Source organism: Amycolatopsis coloradensis, assembly GCF_037997115.1.
Classification (GTDB): Bacteria; Actinomycetota; Actinomycetes; order Mycobacteriales; family Pseudonocardiaceae; genus Amycolatopsis; species Amycolatopsis coloradensis_A.
On the sequence record NZ_CP150484.1, the window covers coordinates 665120 to 682782 of the forward strand.

Genomic DNA, 17663 nt, shown 5'->3' on the forward strand with positions numbered 1-17663 from the left:
GAAGTTCCACCGTGATTTCGGCGAAGAATCATTCGACGAGGTCTATCCGGCCGTAACCGGATATTCCGCGCGCCCGCCTTTTGTATCATCGCCCTTGAAAAAGGGGGCTTCGTGAAAGCATTGAACGCCGGGGAATCCGCTCAGGTGGGTCGCTACCGCGTGTTCGCCGTGCTCGGCGAGGGTGGAATGGGCCGGGTGCTGCTGGGTCGTTCGTTCGACGGGCGGCTGGTCGCCCTCAAGCAGGTGCGTCCGGCCTTCGCCAACGACCCCGGATTCCGGGAGCGGTTCCGCCGCGAGGTCATCACTTCGCGCATGGTGTCGGGCGCCTTCACCGCCGCGGTGATGGACGCCGATCCGGACGCCCCGACACCCTGGCTGGCGTCGGTGTTCGTACCGGGCCCGTCGTTGTCGGAGGCGGTGGCCGCCGGCGGGCCGCTGCCTCCGCCGTCGCTGCGGTACCTGGCCGCCGGGCTGGCGCTGGCGCTGGGGGAGATTCACCGGGCCGGTCTGGTTCACCGCGATCTCAAGCCGGGCAACGTCATCCTCGCCGCCGACGGCCCACGGGTGATCGATTTCGGCATCGCGCGCGCGATCGAGGGCGACTCGGAACTCACCCACACCGGAGCGATCATCGGCTCACCCGCGTTCATGTCGCCGGAGCAGGCGGAGGGGAAGCCGCCGACTCCGGCCGGCGACATGTTCTCCTTCGGGGCGTTGCTGGTGATGGCGGCGACCGGGCAGAGCCCGTTCACCGGATCGTCCACCCCGCACACCCTCTACAACGTCGTGCACGCCAGGCCGGACCTGAGCCGGCTGCCGGAGGACCTGCGGACGATCGTCGAGCCCTGCCTGGCGAAGGATCCCGAGGACCGGCCGACCCCGGCATGGGTCATGCGGCAGCTCGGTCCCGTCGCGCCGGCTTCCTCACCCTGGCCGCCTCCGGTGCCGCAGCTGACCGAGACGCAGCAGGCCGAGGTGTGGGGGCTGCTGAACCCGGTCCCGCCCAAGCGGTCCCGGCGCCGGCTCCGCGCGGGGCTCGCCGCGGCGGCCGTGGTGCTGCTGGCCGTCTCCGGGGTCGTGGCGGTCAAGCTGCTGACCCGGCCGGACCCGGCACCCGAGATCGCGGCGGCGCCGCGGTCCGGGGTGCCGCCGACCACGCCGGCCAACCCGGACCCGCTCGGCCCGGACAACCTGCGCCGCGTGGACCTGTGCGAGGTACTGGCCGGCTGGGTGGCGCCCGTGCTCGGCACCCTCGCCGCGACGTCGCCCGGACGGCGGCTGGACTGTCTTTACGGCGCGCTGAACCTCGCCGTCGGGCCACGGCTGCTCGACGGGGTACCGGCCGGGGAGCTGGAAGGGCTGCCGATGAACACCACAGCCGTCGGTGGTTCGTGCTCGGCGGCCGTTCCCGTCGCCGGCCTCCAGAACGTCGTGCTCTTCACCGAGGTCGGCGCCATGGTCTCGTCGGACGAGGAGTGCGTGGTGGCGAAAGCCGGGCTCGGTGAGGCGGTGCGGCGGATCCGCGCCGGCGGCCACGCACGCGACCTGCCGCCGGGCTCACTGATCGGGCTGGATCCCTGCGCGCTGCTCCCGCCCGACAAAGTCGACCGGTCGATCGGCCCGGTACGGGCCACCGCTCTCGAGGACCTGCACCACTGTGTCCACCAGGGCGACGGCACCTTCGAGCTGCTCGTGGAGCACGGATATCCGCCGCATGGGCCGGAGCAGGTCAAGGCAGGAGGCTTCCTGCCGGTGGAGGTCGGGGGCACCACGGTGTATCGGGAGGAAAACCCGCCGGCGGGCGTCCGCGGTTGCGTGCTGACCTGGCAGCACCGGGCAGTGAGCGAGAACGTCGGCGAAAACGTCAAAGTGACGTACGAGCCCCAGGGCGCCAAGACCATACAGCAGGCCTGCGCCAAGGCCGAGGAGCTCGTCAGGGCGCTTCTGCCTGCGCTCCCGAAACCCTAGGACAGACCAGTGAAGCCGTTGAATCCCGGCGAACCCCGGCAGATCGGGCCCCACCGGATCATCGCCGCCCTCGGGGAAGGCGGCATGGGCCGGGTCGTTCTCGGGCTCGCACCCGACGGACGGCTCGTGGCCGTCAAACAGATCCATGCCCAGTTCGCCCACGATCCCCGCTTTCGTGAACGCTTCCGCCGCGAGGTCACCACCTCGCGCATGGTGTCCGGCGCGTACACCGCCGCCGTCATGGACGCCGATCCCGAAGCCGAAACCCCCTGGCTGGCCTCGGTTTTCGTCACCGGTCCCGATCTGCGCGAAGCCGTCGACGAGTTCGGCCCGCTCCCGATGGCAGCGGTGCGCCTGCTCGCCTCCGGACTGGCCGCGGCCCTCACCGAGCTGCACCGTGCCGGGCTGATCCACCGGGATCTCAAGCCCGGCAACATCATCCTCGCCGCCGACGGCCCCCGCGTCATCGACTTCGGCATCGCCCGCGCCGTCGAAGAGGCCCAGCACCTCACCGGCACCGGCTCCATCATCGGTTCACCCGCGTTCATGTCGCCGGAACAGGCCGGAAGCGGCCTGGTCGGCACAGCCTCCGACGTGTTCTCGCTCGGTGCCATCCTGGTCATGGCGTCCACCGGACGCGGACCTTTCAGTGGCACTTCGGCGCCTCAGACGCTCTACAACGTGGTCCACGCCGAACCTGAGCTGTCAGCCGTGCCGGCGGAAATCCGGCCGCTCGTCGAACGGTGCCTCGCCAAGGACCCGGCTCGACGGCCCACACCCGAGCAGATCCTGGACTTCTTCGGCCCCGTGCCGCCGGGGATCGCGCCCTGGCCGGACGTCGTGCACGCCCGCATTCAGCGGCAGGACGCCGAAGTACGTGCGGTGCTCTCCTTGCCGATTCCAGCGTGGCGGCCACCGGCCCGGCCCGAGCCGGAACGGAAAAGCCGTACCGGGCTGGTGATCGCGGGGGCGCTGGCGGTGGTGGCCGCGCTGATCGGAACGCTGGTCGTCGTCATCCAGGACGCGACTTCACCACAGGACATCGGGCCCGCCACCATACCGGTGGCGGAGGCGTTGACCTTGGAGCGGCTCCGCCGCGTCGACGCGTGCACGGTGCTCGCCGGCCGGTTCACCGAGGACCTCGGCACACTCAAGCCGGACTCGAACCCGTTGTCCCCGGACAGGTGCACCTACAGTGGCTCCAACGGTCTCCGCTTCGACGTCCGGCTCGGGGAACCCGTGGTCAACGGTGGTATCGGCGCGACGAACCGCACCGCCGAAGGGCTGCCGCTGCTGCGCGCCTCCTTCAGCGGAGGCTGCCACGCGCTCATCCCGGTGACCGGTGTCCCGGAGCTCTACGTGATGCTCTACAACGACACCGACGTGGGTGACGAATGCGCCGTCGCCGACAGCGCACTCACCGTCGTGCTCGCCCGCCTGCGTACCCACGAGGTCGATCGTGCGGACGATCCGGCGGGCTTGCTCCCGCTGGACCCCTGCGTCCTCCCGGATGCCGCCGTGGTCGCCGCGAACATGAACGGAGCACCGGTCCGCCCGATCAGCCTGCGGAACTGCAGGTGGACGGGCGACGGCGAAAGCCTGGACGTCAAAGTGCAGCGGAGCCTTTACGTCGACGACGGTCGTGCGGTCGATCTGGGCAACGGGGTCACCGGGTACGTGAGTGAGAGCAGCGATTCCGTCTGTCTCCTCTCCTGGCCGCACCGCACGCTTCCGGACGGCGACGCCGAGTACGTCTCGGTGTGGCTGCAGGGATACAGCGGCGACCGGGCCTGCGACCGGGCGCGCGCGGTCGCCGTCTCCGTGCTGGCCCGGCTGCCGAAGCGCTAGCGGATCGGGTGCTCGGCGAGCGCCTTCTTGACCGCTCCGAGGAAATCGGGGGCGATGAACGCGAGCTGGCCGGCGGCCACACTGCGTTCCACGACTTCGACGACCACGACGTCCGCGTTCACGAAAGCGTCGACGGCCTCGGCCTGTGACGTCTTCTGGGTGAAGTGCGCCAGCATCGTCAGGTTCGTGAAAGCGCCGGAGAGATACCGCGAAGACGCTTTCGTGAACGAGTCGCCGTAGACCAGCACCTTCTCGTCGACGGTCCCGATCAGCGGGCTGGCGGTGCGGTACACCGGCCGGTCGATGTCGCCGTTCGACTCGCCCGCGCGCTCGACGACGCCGTCCGGACGGAGGCTGTACACCGTGTTCGTCTTCGTGCCCTGCTTGTTGATCAGCGGCGGCAGGTCGGCGGAGGATTCGTACTGGCCGACGGGAACGCTCACCCAGGTCTGCGTGACGCCCGGTTTGATCGCGTTCGCGATGGCGCGCGTCATCACCAGCGCGCCCTCGTCGGCCCAGTGGGTGTCGTTCGGCGGGTAGATCGGCCGCTGCACCCTGCCCTCGGACGCGCGAAGCTCGGGCCGCAGGTCGATCGCGCGCGCGTCCTTGAGCATCCGGTGCCAGGTGGACGCTTCGGCCGACCGCGAGCAGTCCTTGCCCGGGTAGGTGTCGGGCAGGAACTGAGGGACCATCGTCGACTTGTCCGGCGCGACGACGAACTCGAACCGCCTACCGGACTGTTCGACCGCGCGCCGCAGCTCGTTGATCTTGGCGATGGTCTCGCTCAGCGGNCGCCTACCGGACTGTTCGACCGCGCGCCGCAGCTCGTTGATCTTGGCGATGGTCTCGCTCAGCGGACGGGACGGATCGCATTTCGCGTCGGCGTCGTAGCCGTAGTACAGCCAGCCGTCGCGGCCCTGCACGACGCGGCGGTACCCGGAGGCGGCGTTCGGCGCCGGCCCCTGGGTCGGCGCGGTCTTGGGCTGTGACGGCGACGGCTGGGCGGGGATCGGGCCCGCCTGCTGCTGCGGTGCCGGCTGGTCGAGCGGGGCGCTCTCGCCGAAGACGCCGCGGCTGATCGCGTCTGCGGCGGCGATCGCGCCCGGCCGGAACGACAACTGGTCGATCGCCCAGGTCGGCATGTCGGTGAAGAACCCCCAGCCCCGGTCCAGACCGGGGAAGCTCGCGAGCTTGTGGTTCTCGATCTCGCCAGGCCGGACACCGAACACCCACAGCAGCGCGGGGGTGGTGAAGAACAGGAGCGCGCTGATCAGCGCGGTCAGCTGCCTGCCACCGTGACGGGGACGGTGCAACGCGTGCTCACGCGGAAGCCACGCCTCGTGGACGGCTGGCAGCTGCTGGGGTTCGGACGCCACCCCTTTACCGTAATCATCCCGTGTCGCGCGCACGTGAGAACGCCTCACTTCCGCGCCCCGGATCGCGTTCAGCAGGCTAAACGCGGGTCCACCGGGCTCCGGGCGGACCGCTCCTCCTCCGGGACGCGCCCACCCGAAGCGCGTTTAGCGGGCTGAACGCGATCAGTGGAGCATCAGGAGGACCTGCAGCTCACCGACCAGGAAGCCGATGAGCCCGCCCACCGCGATGAGCTTCCACTCGTCCTGCCGGAACGCGGGCCTCAGCAACCCCTCGAACTCCAGCGGCGTCAGCCCGAGCATCCGCCGCTCGACGATCTTCGCGACGTCCATCGCCTCGGTCAGGTAGCCCTCGGCGTGGCGGATCGTCGGCGGGAGCCGCTCCAGCGCCTTCCGCGCGGCCGCCTGTTTGATCTCGTTCAGCCGCTGTCCGCCGACGGCCATCGCGACCATCGGTTTCGCGACGCTCGCCTGCTCGTCGACGGCCCGCGCCACGAGCCGCTCGACCAGCGCGTACAGCCGATCCGACCGCGGTCCGCGCAGGACGGCGTCGAGCAGGTTCGGCACGGTGAGGATCTCGTTCGCGATCATCTCGCCGTACTGGTGTGCGACGTCGGCCCGCCGCCGCTGGAACTTGCCCTGCAGGATCACCCGGCCGACCCGCACCGGCTCGCGCGGCACGAAGATCAGTTTGATCGCGAGCCAGTCGGTGAACAGCCCGATGCAGCCGCCGAAGATCGGCAGCACCCACGGTTCCTTGGTCGCCGCCCAGACGATCGCCTGCACGATGCCGAGCCCGAAGCCGAAAAAGATCCCCGTGCGCGCGATGAACGCCATCTCCGGCCGCGACGTCTCGCGGATCAGCCGGACGAGCAGCTTCTTGTCCCTGGTGAGCCGCCGCACGGTCATATGCTGGAAGTCGAGCACCTCGTCGAGGTTCTCGGTCATCTCCGCCATGAACTCGCGCACCAGCCGCGGCGTCGACGACTGGACCTGCTTGATCAGCAGCTCCTGCGCCATCGTCGGCATGACCTCCCAGAGCCTGGGATGGTGCTTTTCGAGCACTTCGCGGGCGACCTCGTCGACGGCCCGCAGCAGCGGCTGCTCGATCTCGCGCGTGATGATCGCCGGATCGATCCGCCGGAAGACCTCCTTGACGTCCAGCAGATTCGACGTCAGCAGCTCGGTCGCGACGGCGGCCATCCGCCCGCCGTGTTTGGGCACCACACCCTGCCAGCCGAGGAACGGTTTGATCCCGACGAATTCGAGCGGTTTGAACATCATCTCGATGGCGACGCGTTTGGTGACGTAGCCGATCAACGCGGCGACGAAAGGAATCGCGGCGTACAGCCACCAGTGCCGGGCGAGGTCGTCCAGGACGGCGTCCACACGACCTCCTCGCTTCGCTCAGGGAAGGGGGAAACCGTATCGGTTGGCCCTCAGTGAAGCAGCAGAAGCACCTGAAGTTCACCGACAAGGCCCCCGATCACCGCGCCGACGGCGATCAGCTTCCACTCGTCCTGTCGGAACGCCGGGCGCAGCAGCTGCTCGAATTCGAGCGGGTTCAGCCGCCGCATTCTGTCCACAATGGTGTTCCGGACGTCGAGCGCGTTGACCGCGTAGCTCTCGGCGTGGCGGATCGTCTCCGGGATCCGTGCCGCCGCCTTCGCCGCCGCCGTCTGTTTCATCTCCTGGAACCGCCTGCTCCCGACGGCCAGCGCGACGAACGGCTTCACGACGCTCGCCTGCGCGTCGATCGTCCGCTGCACCTCGCGCGTGATCATCGTGAACAGCTTGTCCGACTTCGGCCCGCTCAACACGGCTTCGAGCAGGTTGGGGATGGTGATGATCTCGCGTGCGATCATGTCGCCGTAGTCGGCGGAGACCTGGTCCTTGCGTTTCTGGAACACGCCTTGCCAGGTGTAGAAGCCGAAGAACCGCTTCGGCTCCCGCGGCAGGAAGATCATCTTCAGGGCGATCCAGTCGGTGAACCAGCCGATGCCGATACCGAACAGCGGCAGCACGATCGGCGACTTCGTCAGCGCCCACACCAGCAGCTGCACGCAGCCGAGCGAGAACCCGAACACGATCCCCGACCGCGCGATGAACCGCATCTCCGGCCGCGAGATGTCGCGGATCAGCCGGTTCAGCAAGGCTTTGTCGCGCACCAGGTTCGTCACGACCATGTGCTTGAGGTCGAGCACGTCCTCGATGTTCTCCGCGATCTCGCCCATGATCTTCGTGATCGCGCGCGGCGCCTCGGCCTGCACCCGTTTGAGCAGCAGCTGCTGTGCGGTGTTCGGGAGTACTTCCCAGAGTCTGGGCTGGTACTGCTCCATCACCTCGCGCGTGACGTCCTCGACGATCCGCAGGAGTGGCTGCTCGATCTCCTTCGCCACCTGGGCCGGGTCGAGCCTGGCGAAGATCTCCTTCGGGTCGACGAGATTGGTCGTAAGTATCTCGGTGGCGGTCGCGGCCATCCGCTCGGCGTTGGCCGGCAGCACTCCCTGCCAGCCGAGGAACGGCTTCACACCGACGAATTCCACCGGTTTGAACATCATCTCGATGGCGACGCGTTTGGTGACGTAGCCGATCAGCGCGGCGATGAACGGCATGCTGACGTACACCGGCCAGTGCTCGCCGAGATCGGCGATGACGGCGTCCACTTTCCTGCCCCTCTCGCGTCGCGCTTGAGGGGCAACCTAGCCGCCGGTCCTCAGTGGAGGAGTAGCAGGACCTGAAGTTCACCCACGAGCCCGCCGATCACCGCGCCGACCGCGATCAGCTTCCATTCGTCCTGCTGGAAGGCGGGTCGCAGGATCCCCTCGAACTCGAGCGGGGTCAGCTGCTGCATCTTCGTGACGATGGTGTTGCGGACGTCGAGCGCGTCAGTGGCGTAGCTCTCCACGTGTTTCACCGTTTCGGGGAGATACGCGATCGCCTTCTCCGCCGCGGCCTTCTTCATCTCCTGGTACTGGACCCCGCCGACGGTCAGCGCCACCAAGGGTTTCGCGATGCTCGCCTGCGCGTCGATGGTGCGCTGCACCTCGCGGGTGATCATCGTGAACAGCTTGTCCGACTTGGGCCCGGTGAGCACGGCCTCCATCACGTTCCGCACGGTGAGCACCTCGTCCGCGATCAGCGCGCCGTAGTCCTTGGCGACCGCCTGGCGGCGTTTCTGGAACATGCCCTGCCAGCTGAAGAACAGGAACCGGCGCGGCTCGCGCGGGTAGAAGATCATCTTCAGCGCCAGCCAGTCCGTGACGAAGCCGGTGACGAAACCGAAGATCGGCATGATCAACGGCTGCTTCGTCACCGCCCACGCGACGAACTGGATCAGGCCGATGACGAAGCCGAACCAGATACCGGACCGGGCGATGAAGCGGAGCTCCGGCGTCGCGACCTCCTTGATCAGGCGGCAGGTCAGCGATTTGTCGCGGACCATCGCGTTGATCAGCATCTCGTTGACGTCGAGGACCTCGTCGATGTTCGTCGACACCTCGCGCATCAGCTTCGCGACGACCTTCGGCGCCTGCGCCCGGACCTGGTCGACCAGCATGCGCTGCGCCCGGGTCGGCAGCAGTTCCCACAGTCTGGGCTGGTACTGCTCCATGACCTCGCGGGTGACGTCCTCGACGGCCTTGAGGAGCGGCTCCTCGAGTTCCTTGACCACCTCCTCGGGATCGAGCCGGGAGAAGATCTCCTGCGGATCGACGAGGTTCTTGGTCACCAGGTCGACGGCGGTGGTCGCCATCCGGCGCGAGTTGGCCGGGATGACCCCCTGCCAGCCGAGGAAGGGTTTGATCCCGACGAACTCCAGCGGCCGGAACATCATCTCGATGGCGACGCGTTTCGTGATGTACCCGATGAGCGCGGCGATGAAGGGCATCGTGGCGTAGACGTGCCAATGCTCGCGGATGTCTTCGAGGATCGCCGAGATGTCCAACCGGGCCTCCTCTGCTTACGACCTGTCAACAAAGCAGGATGCCATGTGATCGCCCTGCCGCACGCCGAGTGCAGCCGTTTGGCGGTACTGCCCCACGGGTCCCCGCTCATTAAGGTGGCCGCCATGGTCGCTCCTGAGAAGACGGCGCCTCAGGCGCCCTCAGCGAAATCGCCCCAGTTCGCGGGCGCTGTCCGCGGTTACGACAAGCGCCAGGTCGACGAGCGTCTCGCCGAGCTGGCCGCTGAAATCAAGCAGGCCTCACGCAGCCGCGACGAGGCCGTGGCGACCGCCGGTGAGCTCACCAAGGCACTCGGCCACGCCCAGAAGGAACTGGACGAGACGAAGGCCGCCCTCGTGCGGATGAGTGCGAGCCCGTCCGGCGCCGGCGCGATGGCCGAACGCGTCCGCATGATGATGCAGCTCGCCGAGGAGGAGATCACCGACCTCAAGGCCGCCGCCGAAGCCGACGCCAAGTCGACACGGGCCGAAGCGGACAGGTACGCCCACGAGACGCAGCGCGCGAGTGACAAGGCGGCCAAGGACGCGCAGGCGGAGCGGGAGAAACTGCTCGCGGACGCCAAGGCCGAGATCGAGCGGCTGAACTCCGAGGCGGCACAGAAGCGCAAGGAGCTGGACCTGGAGAGCGTCCGGGCCCGCGCCGCGGCGGACAAGAAGGCCGAGGAGGTATCGGCCGCTCGCCGCGCGGAGGCGGAGAGGGCGTCCGCGGACAAGATCGCGGAAGCCGACCGGGTATCCGCGGCCAAGCGTGCCGAAGCCGAACGGATCTCGGCGGAGAAGATCGCCAAGGCGGAGAAGTCTTCGGCGGAGGACATCGCCGCGAAGCAGGAGCAGGTCGCGGAGGCCCTCGCCGACGCGAAGACCCAGCAGACCGAAGCTCAGCAGGCTCGGAAGCTCTCGCTGGAACTCCGGTCGAAGGTCGCTGAGCGGCTTTCCGCCACGGACGCCGCCGTCCAGGAGGCCATCCGGCTGCTGGCTCCCGCCCCGGACGCCGCCGAGGCGCCCAAACCGAAAGCGGCCGAGCCGGCTACGCCGAAGCCGGCTCCTACCAAGACCAACGGCCCACGCCCTTCCTGATTTCTCACCGCTGGGCGACGGCGAACAGCTCGTCGTCGATCCAGCCCCTGGTGTGCAGCTCGGTGCAGAACCGCCGGTAGGACTCGGCGAGCGCGGCGCTTTCGCGCTCGTCGGGTTCGACCAGCGTTCCCTTGCCGAGCCCTGCGGACGCCTCCGTGAGCCCACCCGGCAGGACACCCGCCGCGGCGAGCAGTGCCGCGCCGTATCCCGTTTCGGCCCGTGGGGACACCCGCAGGCCGAGCCCGGTGACGGTCGCCCGGATCCGCGTCCACAAAGGACTCTTGCTGCCGCCGCCCGCCGCCAGCAGCGGAGCGGTGATCGTGACGCCGAGGCGGCGGAGGTGATCCAACGCCAGCCGCTCGAGGAAGGCGACTCCCTCCAGCCTGGCCCGGTGCAGCTCGACCTCGTCGGCTTCGCCGGACACGAAGCCCTCGGCGTCCGCGCTGGCGAACGGAAAGCGTTCGCCCTTGCGCCGCAACGGGTACGCGACGATCTCGGCCGGGCCCAGCGCGGCCGCCGCGGCGTCGAGTTCGGGAAGACACTCCTGTCCGGCGACGGCCTCGCCGCCGGTGTTCGACGCGCCGCCCGGGAGCCACCAGCCATCCGGATGACGGTGGCTGTACATCGCCCCCGTCGGATCCGGGACCAGTTCTTCGGTGACTCCCTTGAGTACATAGGTCGTGCCGAGGATCCCGACGAAGCTCCCGGGGGTGACCGCCCCGGCCGCGAGCTGGCCCGCGCAGCCGTCGGTCATCCCGGCCACGACGGGGCAGCCCGCCGGGAGCCCGGCGACCGGACGGGCCACCTCGCCCAGCACGGTGGCCGGCGCGACCACCGAGGGAAGCAGGCTCGCCGGTACCCCCAAGGCATCGAACACCTCGCCCGGCCACTCGAGGGCGAGCGGGTCGTAGCCGCTCTTCAGCGCATGCGACCAGTCGGCCGGCACCGGCCCACCGGTGAGTTCCGCGGCGATCAGGTCGGGTGTGTGCCGGATCCCCGCGACGCCGGGGACGTGCTCGGCCAGCCAGGCGACGCGGCCGAGCGCGGCCGTGGCGGACACGCCGAAACCGAGCCGCCGCCAGCGATCCGCGCCGAGTTCGGTGGCCTTGAGGTTGAGCTCCGCGCCACGCCTGTCGTCGTACATCAGCGCGGGCGTGACCGGCTCGCCCGAGGCATCGACCCCGACGATCGTCCCCGACGTCGCGGCGACGGCCACCGCGGCGACCTCGCCGCCCCTGCCCGGCAGCTCGCCGGTGACCTTCGCCAGCACCGTCTTCACCGCGGGCAACCAGGACCGGGCGTCCTGCTCGCTGCGCCCGCGGTCATCGCGAACCGGAGCGGGCAGCGGCGCGGCGGCCGAAGCGAGGACGGTGCCGCCGCGTACCGCGAGGGCGCGGACCCCCGCGGTGGCGACGTCGATGCCGATCGTGACGGGTTGGTTCACGTGGTGACGACCTTCTCTCCGGCTTCCTGCAGACTCTTGTCCTCTTCGATCGCCTTCGCCGTCTCATCGGGCAATTTCAGGTAGCGCACCATGACCGCCGCGACCAGATACAGCGCGGCGAAGACGATCACCACTCCGGCCGCTCCCAGCGGGCCGAGGAACACGCTGACGATCGCCGGCCCGGCGAACGCCGCCGCGCCCGCGCCCAGGTTCAGCAGTGCCATCGCACCGCCCTTGTTCTCCGGGGCGAGGGAGGGGAGCAGCGCCGAGATCGGCACGAACCCGGCGAGCGTGGCGCCGTACAGCGCGCCGACGAGCAGCGCGAGCCAGTAGTACTCGGCGCCCATGGCGATCGGGACGAAGTACAGCAACAGGATCGAGATCGCGCAGCCGATCGCGCCGAACCAGAAGATCGTGGTGCGCCAGCCGATCCGGTCGCTCAGCACACCGAAGATCAGGTTGAAGAAGATGTTCGTGCCGTAGATGACCGAGACCAGGAGGAGCCAGCGGCTCTCCCCGAAGCCGATTTCCTCGATGAAGATCGTCGGGAAGAACACCAGCATCCCGAACTCGGGCGCCGTGTTGATGACGCGGACGAGCATCCCGACGCCGACGCGCGGCTTCTTCCACGCGATCGACACGCTGGACACCAGGCTCTGCACCGGTTTCACGTCCGGCGGCGCGAGCCGCGTGTACCCGGTCCGCTGCCGGACCCCGAAGATCGCCAGCACTCCGCCGGCCGCCAGCAGGGCCACCGACACCCAGAGCGTGCCGTACTGGCCCAGCACCGGGTTCGTGAAGCTCGCGACCAGCGCGCCCAGCGTCGGCAACCCGCCGGTGAACGCGAAGTAGAACCAGCCCACGGCCGCGCCGAGCCTGGCGACCGGCGCCACCGCGGTGATCCAGACCAGGAAACCGAACGCGAACATCGGATAGCCGAAACCGCGGAGACCGTAGAACACCAGCATCAACGGGTAGTTCTCGCCCGACACCGCGACCGCGAGGAACAGCACGTCGAACACCAGCCAGATGGCCAGGCCGACCATCATCACGCGCCGCGGCCCCCACAGGTCCGACAGCGCGCCCGACAACCACGACGCCAGCATCACGGCGACGCCGTACACGGTGATGACGTACGAGGCCTTGATCTCGGTGCCCGCGCCGTTGTCCGCCATGAACGGCGCGATGAAGCCCGACTCGACTCCGTCGCCGATCATGAACAGCAGCAGCCCGGCGTAGCCGAGGAACAGCGGGGCGGGCAGGCCCCAACGGTTCAGTACACGGGCGAACCCGCTCCCGGATCGCGATAACGGCGGTGTTACCTGGTTCATGCACGCCTCCATGACGTCGTGTTCAGCGTATCATGGATCGTGTTAACTTAACTTTCAAGATGTTACATCAGTGGGTTTTCGTGTTAGCCTCGCGCGCCTGGACGGGCCTCGGCCGCGCGTGTGTCGTCCCGTCAATCACGCGAAACGGCCTGCTCGACAGGGTGATCGTTAGGCCGTTGCAGGTGTCTATTGTGACCGAAGTTCTTCACGGAACCGGCAGTACATGCGGGCCGTCGTGAGTGGCGATTCGGGTTCTAACCCAATGTCACGTAGCTTAAGTTGATCTTGGGTGAGGTTGACAGGTGGGGTGAAGGCTCCCTTCGCTGCGTCTGATGTGACGAAGGGGCACCTTCGGCCCTGGTCGTGGGTCGGGTTGGTCGTGAGTGGCGTTTCGGATTCAAACCCGAAACGCCACTCACGGCCCCCTCGTGAAAGCAGTCGGCTCCTGTCGGCCAGGGCAACCGAGCACGTGACCTGCGGCAACCCTCACCGCTTACGATCAAGATCCCCATCCAAGATCAACTTAAGCTACGTGGCATGGAGGTCGCCCCGTCCTTGATGAACCGGGCTCAGGGTGTCGACCTGGTGGCGACATGGCCGACCGCGCCACCGCCGAGGCGGTGATCCGGAACCGGCCCCGCAGGGCACGATCGCCCCCGCCGATCAACTCAAAGCTGTTCTCGCAGGTCAGAATGCTTACCCTTGGCGACTCCGCTTTCCGCGGGAGGGATCCGTGCCGCGGAAAGCCGTCTACCCGAGAGCAGCACGCTGGGCACCGCCACAGCCACGATCTTCAGCACGCCGCCCCTGGACCCCAAACACGAAGAAGCCCAGGCCGCGTGGCCTGGGCTCTCCTGAAGGAACTCTGTGCTCCCCCGCTTGGACTCGAACCAAGAACCCTCCGGTTAACAGCCGAATGCTCTGCCAGTTGAGCTACAGGGGATTGTGCTCCGTACCGGCCGGATCGCTCCGACCGATGAGAGAACTTTAGCCCATGCCCCCGGCGGCCGCGCACCCACCCCCCACTTCGGGGATCACCTCCTCAAGCTCGCGTTTTGAGGGACAATGGCGGCTGGAGCAAGATCGAACGGAGGCGTGGACTCGGATGAAGATGTTCCTGCTGGGCGCGGCCGCGGGCTACGTGCTGGGCGCGAAGGCCGGCCGGGGGCGGTACGAGCAGATCGTGCGGACCTACCGCAAGATCGCTGACCACCCCATGGTGCAGGGCGCCGCCGGGGTCGCTCGCGCCAAGGTCGGTGAGCGGTTCGGGCGGCCCCAGCGCTGACCGTGCCCGAGACGAACCGAAGGGGCCCTTCGCCACTGGCGGAGGGCCCCTTTCACGGCACGACGGCGACCACGAAGACGCGCCGGAACTCGAACCAGGTTGTTCCGTCGGGACGCGGCGGGTAGGCCTCGTCCAGCTTTCGGGCGATCTGCGCCCGGAAGTGGTCCCAGTCCTCGCCCGGCAGGGCCTCCTTGACCGGCCGCAGCGAGGTGCCGGTGATCCATTCGAGTACGGCGTTCTCCCCGGTCAGCCGCTGCAGATACGTCGTCTCCCAGGCGTCGACCGCGCATCCCTCGTCGGCCAGCAGGTTCCCGTAGCCGAGCGGGCTGTCGACGGCCTCGTTCTCCCGCAGGACGACGTCGGCGAGGCGCGGGGCCCACTCCTCGGTGCGCGCGAGGGCGCGGACCAGGGCATGCGACGGGGCATCGAAGTTGCCGGGGACCTGGAACGCGAGCGTCGCCCCGGACGGCAGGAGGCTCACCCAGCGGCGGAGCAGGTCGCGGTGCTCCGGGACCCACTGGAGCACGGCGTTCGAGATGACCACGTCGGTGTCCGGTCCGGGCACCCAGTCGTTGACGTCGAGCACTCGTGCGTCGACGCCGCGCGAGCGGGCGGCTTCGACCATTTCCGGTGAGCTGTCGCTCGCCTCGATGATCGCGCCGGGCCAGCGTTCCGCCAGGCAGGCGGTCAGGTTGCCGGGTCCGCAGCCGAGGTCGGCGACCCGGCGGGGCTTGTCGGCGGGTATCCGCCCGACGAGGTCGTGGAACGGCCTGGCCCGCAGGTCGGCGTAGTCGAGGTACTTGACCGGATCCCACATGGCACCTCCCAGCGATACAGTACGAGCGTACTGCTAGCCGCCGGGCTTCGCCAGCTTCTTGGCCGCTTCCTCGGCGATCGCCTTGACGACGTCGACGTCGGTGCCCGGATCGGGGCGTACCTGCAGCACCGTGCCGTCCTGACCGGGGACCTTGCGCTCGACGAACCACGCTCCCCCGGTTCCGAGGTCCTTGCGGTGCCGTCCCCGGACCGAGCCGTCGACCCGCTGCCGCACCAGGATCGGGACCTTGCCGGGCTTGGGCAGCCGGAACCGGACCGGGGCCTTGTCGGCCAGCAGTACGGCGTTCCCCGCGGTGCCGGTCTCCTCGGACTCGGTCAGGGTCAGCACGCCGTCGGACCACGCGGCCTTGCCGACCAGATGCCAGCCGACCCGGCGCGGCCCCGGTATCCACAGGCCCAGCGCCGTGACCAGCAGGTATCCGCCGCCCTCGACCGCCGCGCCGCCGACGACGTGCTCGCCGTCGTCGAGCGAGCCGTCGAAATCCGCCGGGACACGGTCACCCAGCAGGTGACGCAGCCAGCCCATGCTCAGTCCAATCCGCCGATGGCCTGTTCCTTCAGCGCCTTCCGGTACTGCTCGAGCGCGACGAGGTCGCCGAACAGGGCGCGGTAGTCGTCCGGCGCCTCGACCGGGGAAAGCCGCTGGAGCTTCGACTTGATCTCGTTGATCTGGCGGCCGACGAGGCTCTCCTGCACCGCCGCGAGTTGCGCGGAGATATAGCGCGAATCGACCTCGCCCTTGGCGCGCAACGGTTCCACCGAAAGCTCGCTGAGCACTCGCCGCACCGTCCCCTGCGGGCAGTGCGGGGCGGCGGCGTCGAGCAGGGCGGGTCCGGTCAGCCCGGAGCCCGCTCCCCCGGCGGCCAGCAACGCCTTGTGGATGGTGACGTAAACCGGATGGGTGAAAGCGTCCTCGGGGAGCGAGTCGTACTCGGCCCCGGCGAGCATCGGTTGCTGCAGCGCCGCCTTGAGCGCCTCACGCTGCGCGATGAACCGCGGGTCGCCGGGCGCGGGCCTGGGCAGGTCCTCCTCGGCCGCGGCCGCCGCCGAGGAGGGAGCGGGCCGCCGGACCTCGACGGTGGCGGAGCGTTTCGCCGTGGCCCCCGCGCTGCCGCGCACCCGGTTCACCACCTGCGCCGCGTCCTGCCAGCCGACCCACCACGCGAGCTTCGACGCGTAACCGTCGCGGCTGGCGCGGTCCTTGATCCCCGCGACCATCGGGACGGTCTTCTGCAGCGCCGCCACCTGACCGTCGACGGAGTCGAGGTCGAACGCCTTGAGCATGCTCTTGATCGCGAACTCGAACAGCGGGATCCGCCGCGCGACCAGGTCGCGCACCGCGGCGTCGCCCTTGGCGAGCCGCAGCTCGCAGGGGTCCATGCCGTCGGGGGCGACCGCGATGTAGGTCTGCCCCGCGAAGGTCTGGTCGCCCTCGAACGCCTTCAGCGCCGCCTTCTGGCCCGCCTCGTCACCGTCGAAGGTGAAGATCACTTCGCCGCGGAAGGCGTCGTCGTCCATCATCAGCCGCCGGAGGACCTTCATGTGGTCCTCGCCGAACGCCGTCCCCGACGACGCGACGGCCGTCGGGACACCGGCGGCGTGCATCGCCATCACGTCGGTGTAGCCCTCGACGACGACGACCTGGTGCCGCTTCGCGATCTCGCGTTTGGCCAGGTCGAGGCCGAACATCACCTGCGACTTCTTGTAGATCGGCGATTCCGCCGTGTTCAGGTATTTCGCCGAGACACGGTCGTCGTCGTGCAGGCGCCGCGCGCCGAACCCGACCACCTCGTTGCCGACGTCGCGGATGGGCCAGAGCAGCCGCCGGTTGAACCGGTCCATCGGCCCGCGCTGCCCCTCCTTGGCCAGCCCGGCCGTGAGCAGTTCCTTGACCTCGAATCCACGATTGAGCAGATGTTTCGTGAGCTTGTCCCAGCCCGCCGGCGCGTACCCGCAGCCGAACGTCTGCGCGGCGGCCGCGTCGAAACCCCGTTCGGACAGGAAGTCCCGCGCCGCCCGCGCGTCCGGGGTGAGCAACTGCTCGGCGTAGAACTCCTGCGCGGCGCGGTGCGCCTCGATCAGCCGGGAGCGGGTGCCGCGATCACGCTGGACGCTTCCGCCGCCACCTTCGTAGGTCAGCCGGAACCCCACGCGATCCGCGAGGCGCTCGACGGCTTCCACGAACGAGATCAGGTCCATCTTCTGGATGAACTTGATCACGTCACCGCCTTCACCACAGCCGAAGCAGTGGAAGGTGCCGTGGGTGGGGCGCACATTGAACGACGGGGTCTTCTCGTTGTGGAACGGGCAAAGCCCTTTCAGGCTGCCGCCGCCGGCGTTGCGGAGGGCCACGTAGTCACCGATGACCTCGTCGATCCGGTTGCGCTCGCGCACCTCCGCGATGTCGCTCTCCCGAATCCGTCCTGCCACGCTCATCACTCTAGGCCGTGTCCGGTCAGTCGCTTCGATGGGCTTCGTGATTCAGGTCAGTGGCCGCCCGGGCGCGAAGACCGCGAAGTGACTGACCGGACACGGC

At 68.9% G+C, this 17663-nt stretch carries 13 protein-coding genes and 1 tRNA gene; 4 read left to right on the top strand and 10 right to left on the bottom strand.

Annotated features, from left to right (window positions below):
- The first annotated feature begins 111 nt into the window (after positions 1–111).
- Complete coding sequence (locus tag LCL61_RS02975; RefSeq protein ID WP_340685394.1) at positions 112–1968, top strand: serine/threonine-protein kinase; 1857 nt, start codon at positions 112–114, stop codon at positions 1966–1968.
- 9 nt (positions 1969–1977) lie between these two features.
- A complete protein-coding gene (locus LCL61_RS02980; RefSeq protein WP_340685395.1) occupies positions 1978–3816 on the top strand; it encodes a serine/threonine-protein kinase in 1839 nt (612 codons plus the stop codon).
- Here LCL61_RS02980 and LCL61_RS02985 read toward each other — a convergent pair.
- From LCL61_RS02985 to LCL61_RS03000, 4 genes are all read right to left on the bottom strand, one after another.
- The gene (locus LCL61_RS02985) at positions 3813–4958 is read right to left on the bottom strand and encodes an alginate O-acetyltransferase AlgX-related protein (protein WP_425342028.1); all 1146 of its coding nucleotides are present in this window, start codon (positions 4956–4958) and stop codon (positions 3813–3815) included. The genes LCL61_RS02980 and LCL61_RS02985 overlap by 4 nt on opposite strands.
- A 396-nt stretch (positions 4959–5354) precedes the next feature.
- The gene (locus LCL61_RS02990; protein WP_340685397.1) at positions 5355–6578 is read right to left on the bottom strand and encodes a DUF445 domain-containing protein; all 1224 of its coding nucleotides are present in this window, start codon (positions 6576–6578) and stop codon (positions 5355–5357) included.
- Between the two features lie 50 nt (positions 6579–6628).
- The gene (locus LCL61_RS02995) at positions 6629–7855 is read right to left on the bottom strand and encodes a DUF445 domain-containing protein (protein WP_340685398.1); all 1227 of its coding nucleotides are present in this window, start codon (positions 7853–7855) and stop codon (positions 6629–6631) included.
- A gap of 50 nt (positions 7856–7905) precedes the next feature.
- Positions 7906–9135 carry a DUF445 domain-containing protein gene (locus tag LCL61_RS03000; protein WP_340685399.1) on the bottom strand — a complete coding sequence of 410 codons (1230 nt, stop codon included), beginning with the start codon at positions 9133–9135 and terminating at the stop codon, positions 7906–7908.
- Between the two features lie 123 nt (positions 9136–9258).
- Between LCL61_RS03000 and LCL61_RS03005 the strand changes: the two genes are divergently transcribed.
- Positions 9259–10230 carry a hypothetical protein gene (locus tag LCL61_RS03005; protein ID WP_340685400.1) on the top strand — a complete coding sequence of 324 codons (972 nt, stop codon included), beginning with the start codon at positions 9259–9261 and terminating at the stop codon, positions 10228–10230.
- Positions 10231–10234: 4 nt separating this feature from the next.
- Here LCL61_RS03005 and LCL61_RS03010 read toward each other — a convergent pair whose 3' ends face one another.
- From LCL61_RS03010 to LCL61_RS03020, 3 genes are all read right to left on the bottom strand, one after another.
- On the bottom strand, positions 10235–11674 hold the full coding sequence (locus tag LCL61_RS03010) for an FGGY-family carbohydrate kinase (RefSeq protein WP_340685401.1): 1440 nt from the start codon (positions 11672–11674) through the stop codon (positions 10235–10237).
- On the bottom strand, positions 11671–13005 hold the full coding sequence (locus LCL61_RS03015; RefSeq protein WP_340685402.1) for an MFS transporter: 1335 nt from the start codon (positions 13003–13005) through the stop codon (positions 11671–11673). Before LCL61_RS03015 ends, LCL61_RS03010 begins: the two co-directional genes overlap by 4 nt.
- 870 nt (positions 13006–13875) lie before the next feature.
- Positions 13876–13948, bottom strand: a tRNA-Asn gene (locus LCL61_RS03020).
- Between the two features lie 162 nt (positions 13949–14110).
- Here LCL61_RS03020 and LCL61_RS03025 point away from each other — a divergent pair.
- Entirely contained in the window at positions 14111–14290 is a 180-nt protein-coding gene (locus LCL61_RS03025) for a hypothetical protein (RefSeq protein WP_007031230.1), read from the top strand.
- A 52-nt stretch (positions 14291–14342) separates the two neighbouring features.
- Here LCL61_RS03025 and LCL61_RS03030 read toward each other — a convergent pair whose 3' ends face one another.
- Genes LCL61_RS03030 through dnaG form a run of 3 tightly spaced genes read right to left on the bottom strand, consistent with a single transcriptional unit; the run spans position 14343 to position 17563 of the window.
- Complete coding sequence (locus LCL61_RS03030) at positions 14343–15107, bottom strand: trans-aconitate 2-methyltransferase (protein ID WP_340685403.1); 765 nt, start codon at positions 15105–15107, stop codon at positions 14343–14345.
- Positions 15108–15140: 33 nt separating this feature from the next.
- Positions 15141–15653 carry a hypothetical protein gene (locus LCL61_RS03035; protein WP_340685404.1) on the bottom strand — a complete coding sequence of 171 codons (513 nt, stop codon included), beginning with the start codon at positions 15651–15653 and terminating at the stop codon, positions 15141–15143.
- Positions 15654–15655: 2 nt separating this feature from the next.
- Positions 15656–17563: a DNA primase gene (dnaG, locus tag LCL61_RS03040; protein WP_340685405.1), complete on the bottom strand. Its 1908-nt coding sequence runs from the start codon at positions 17561–17563 to the stop codon at positions 15656–15658.
- Between the last annotated feature and the right edge of the window lie 100 nt (positions 17564–17663).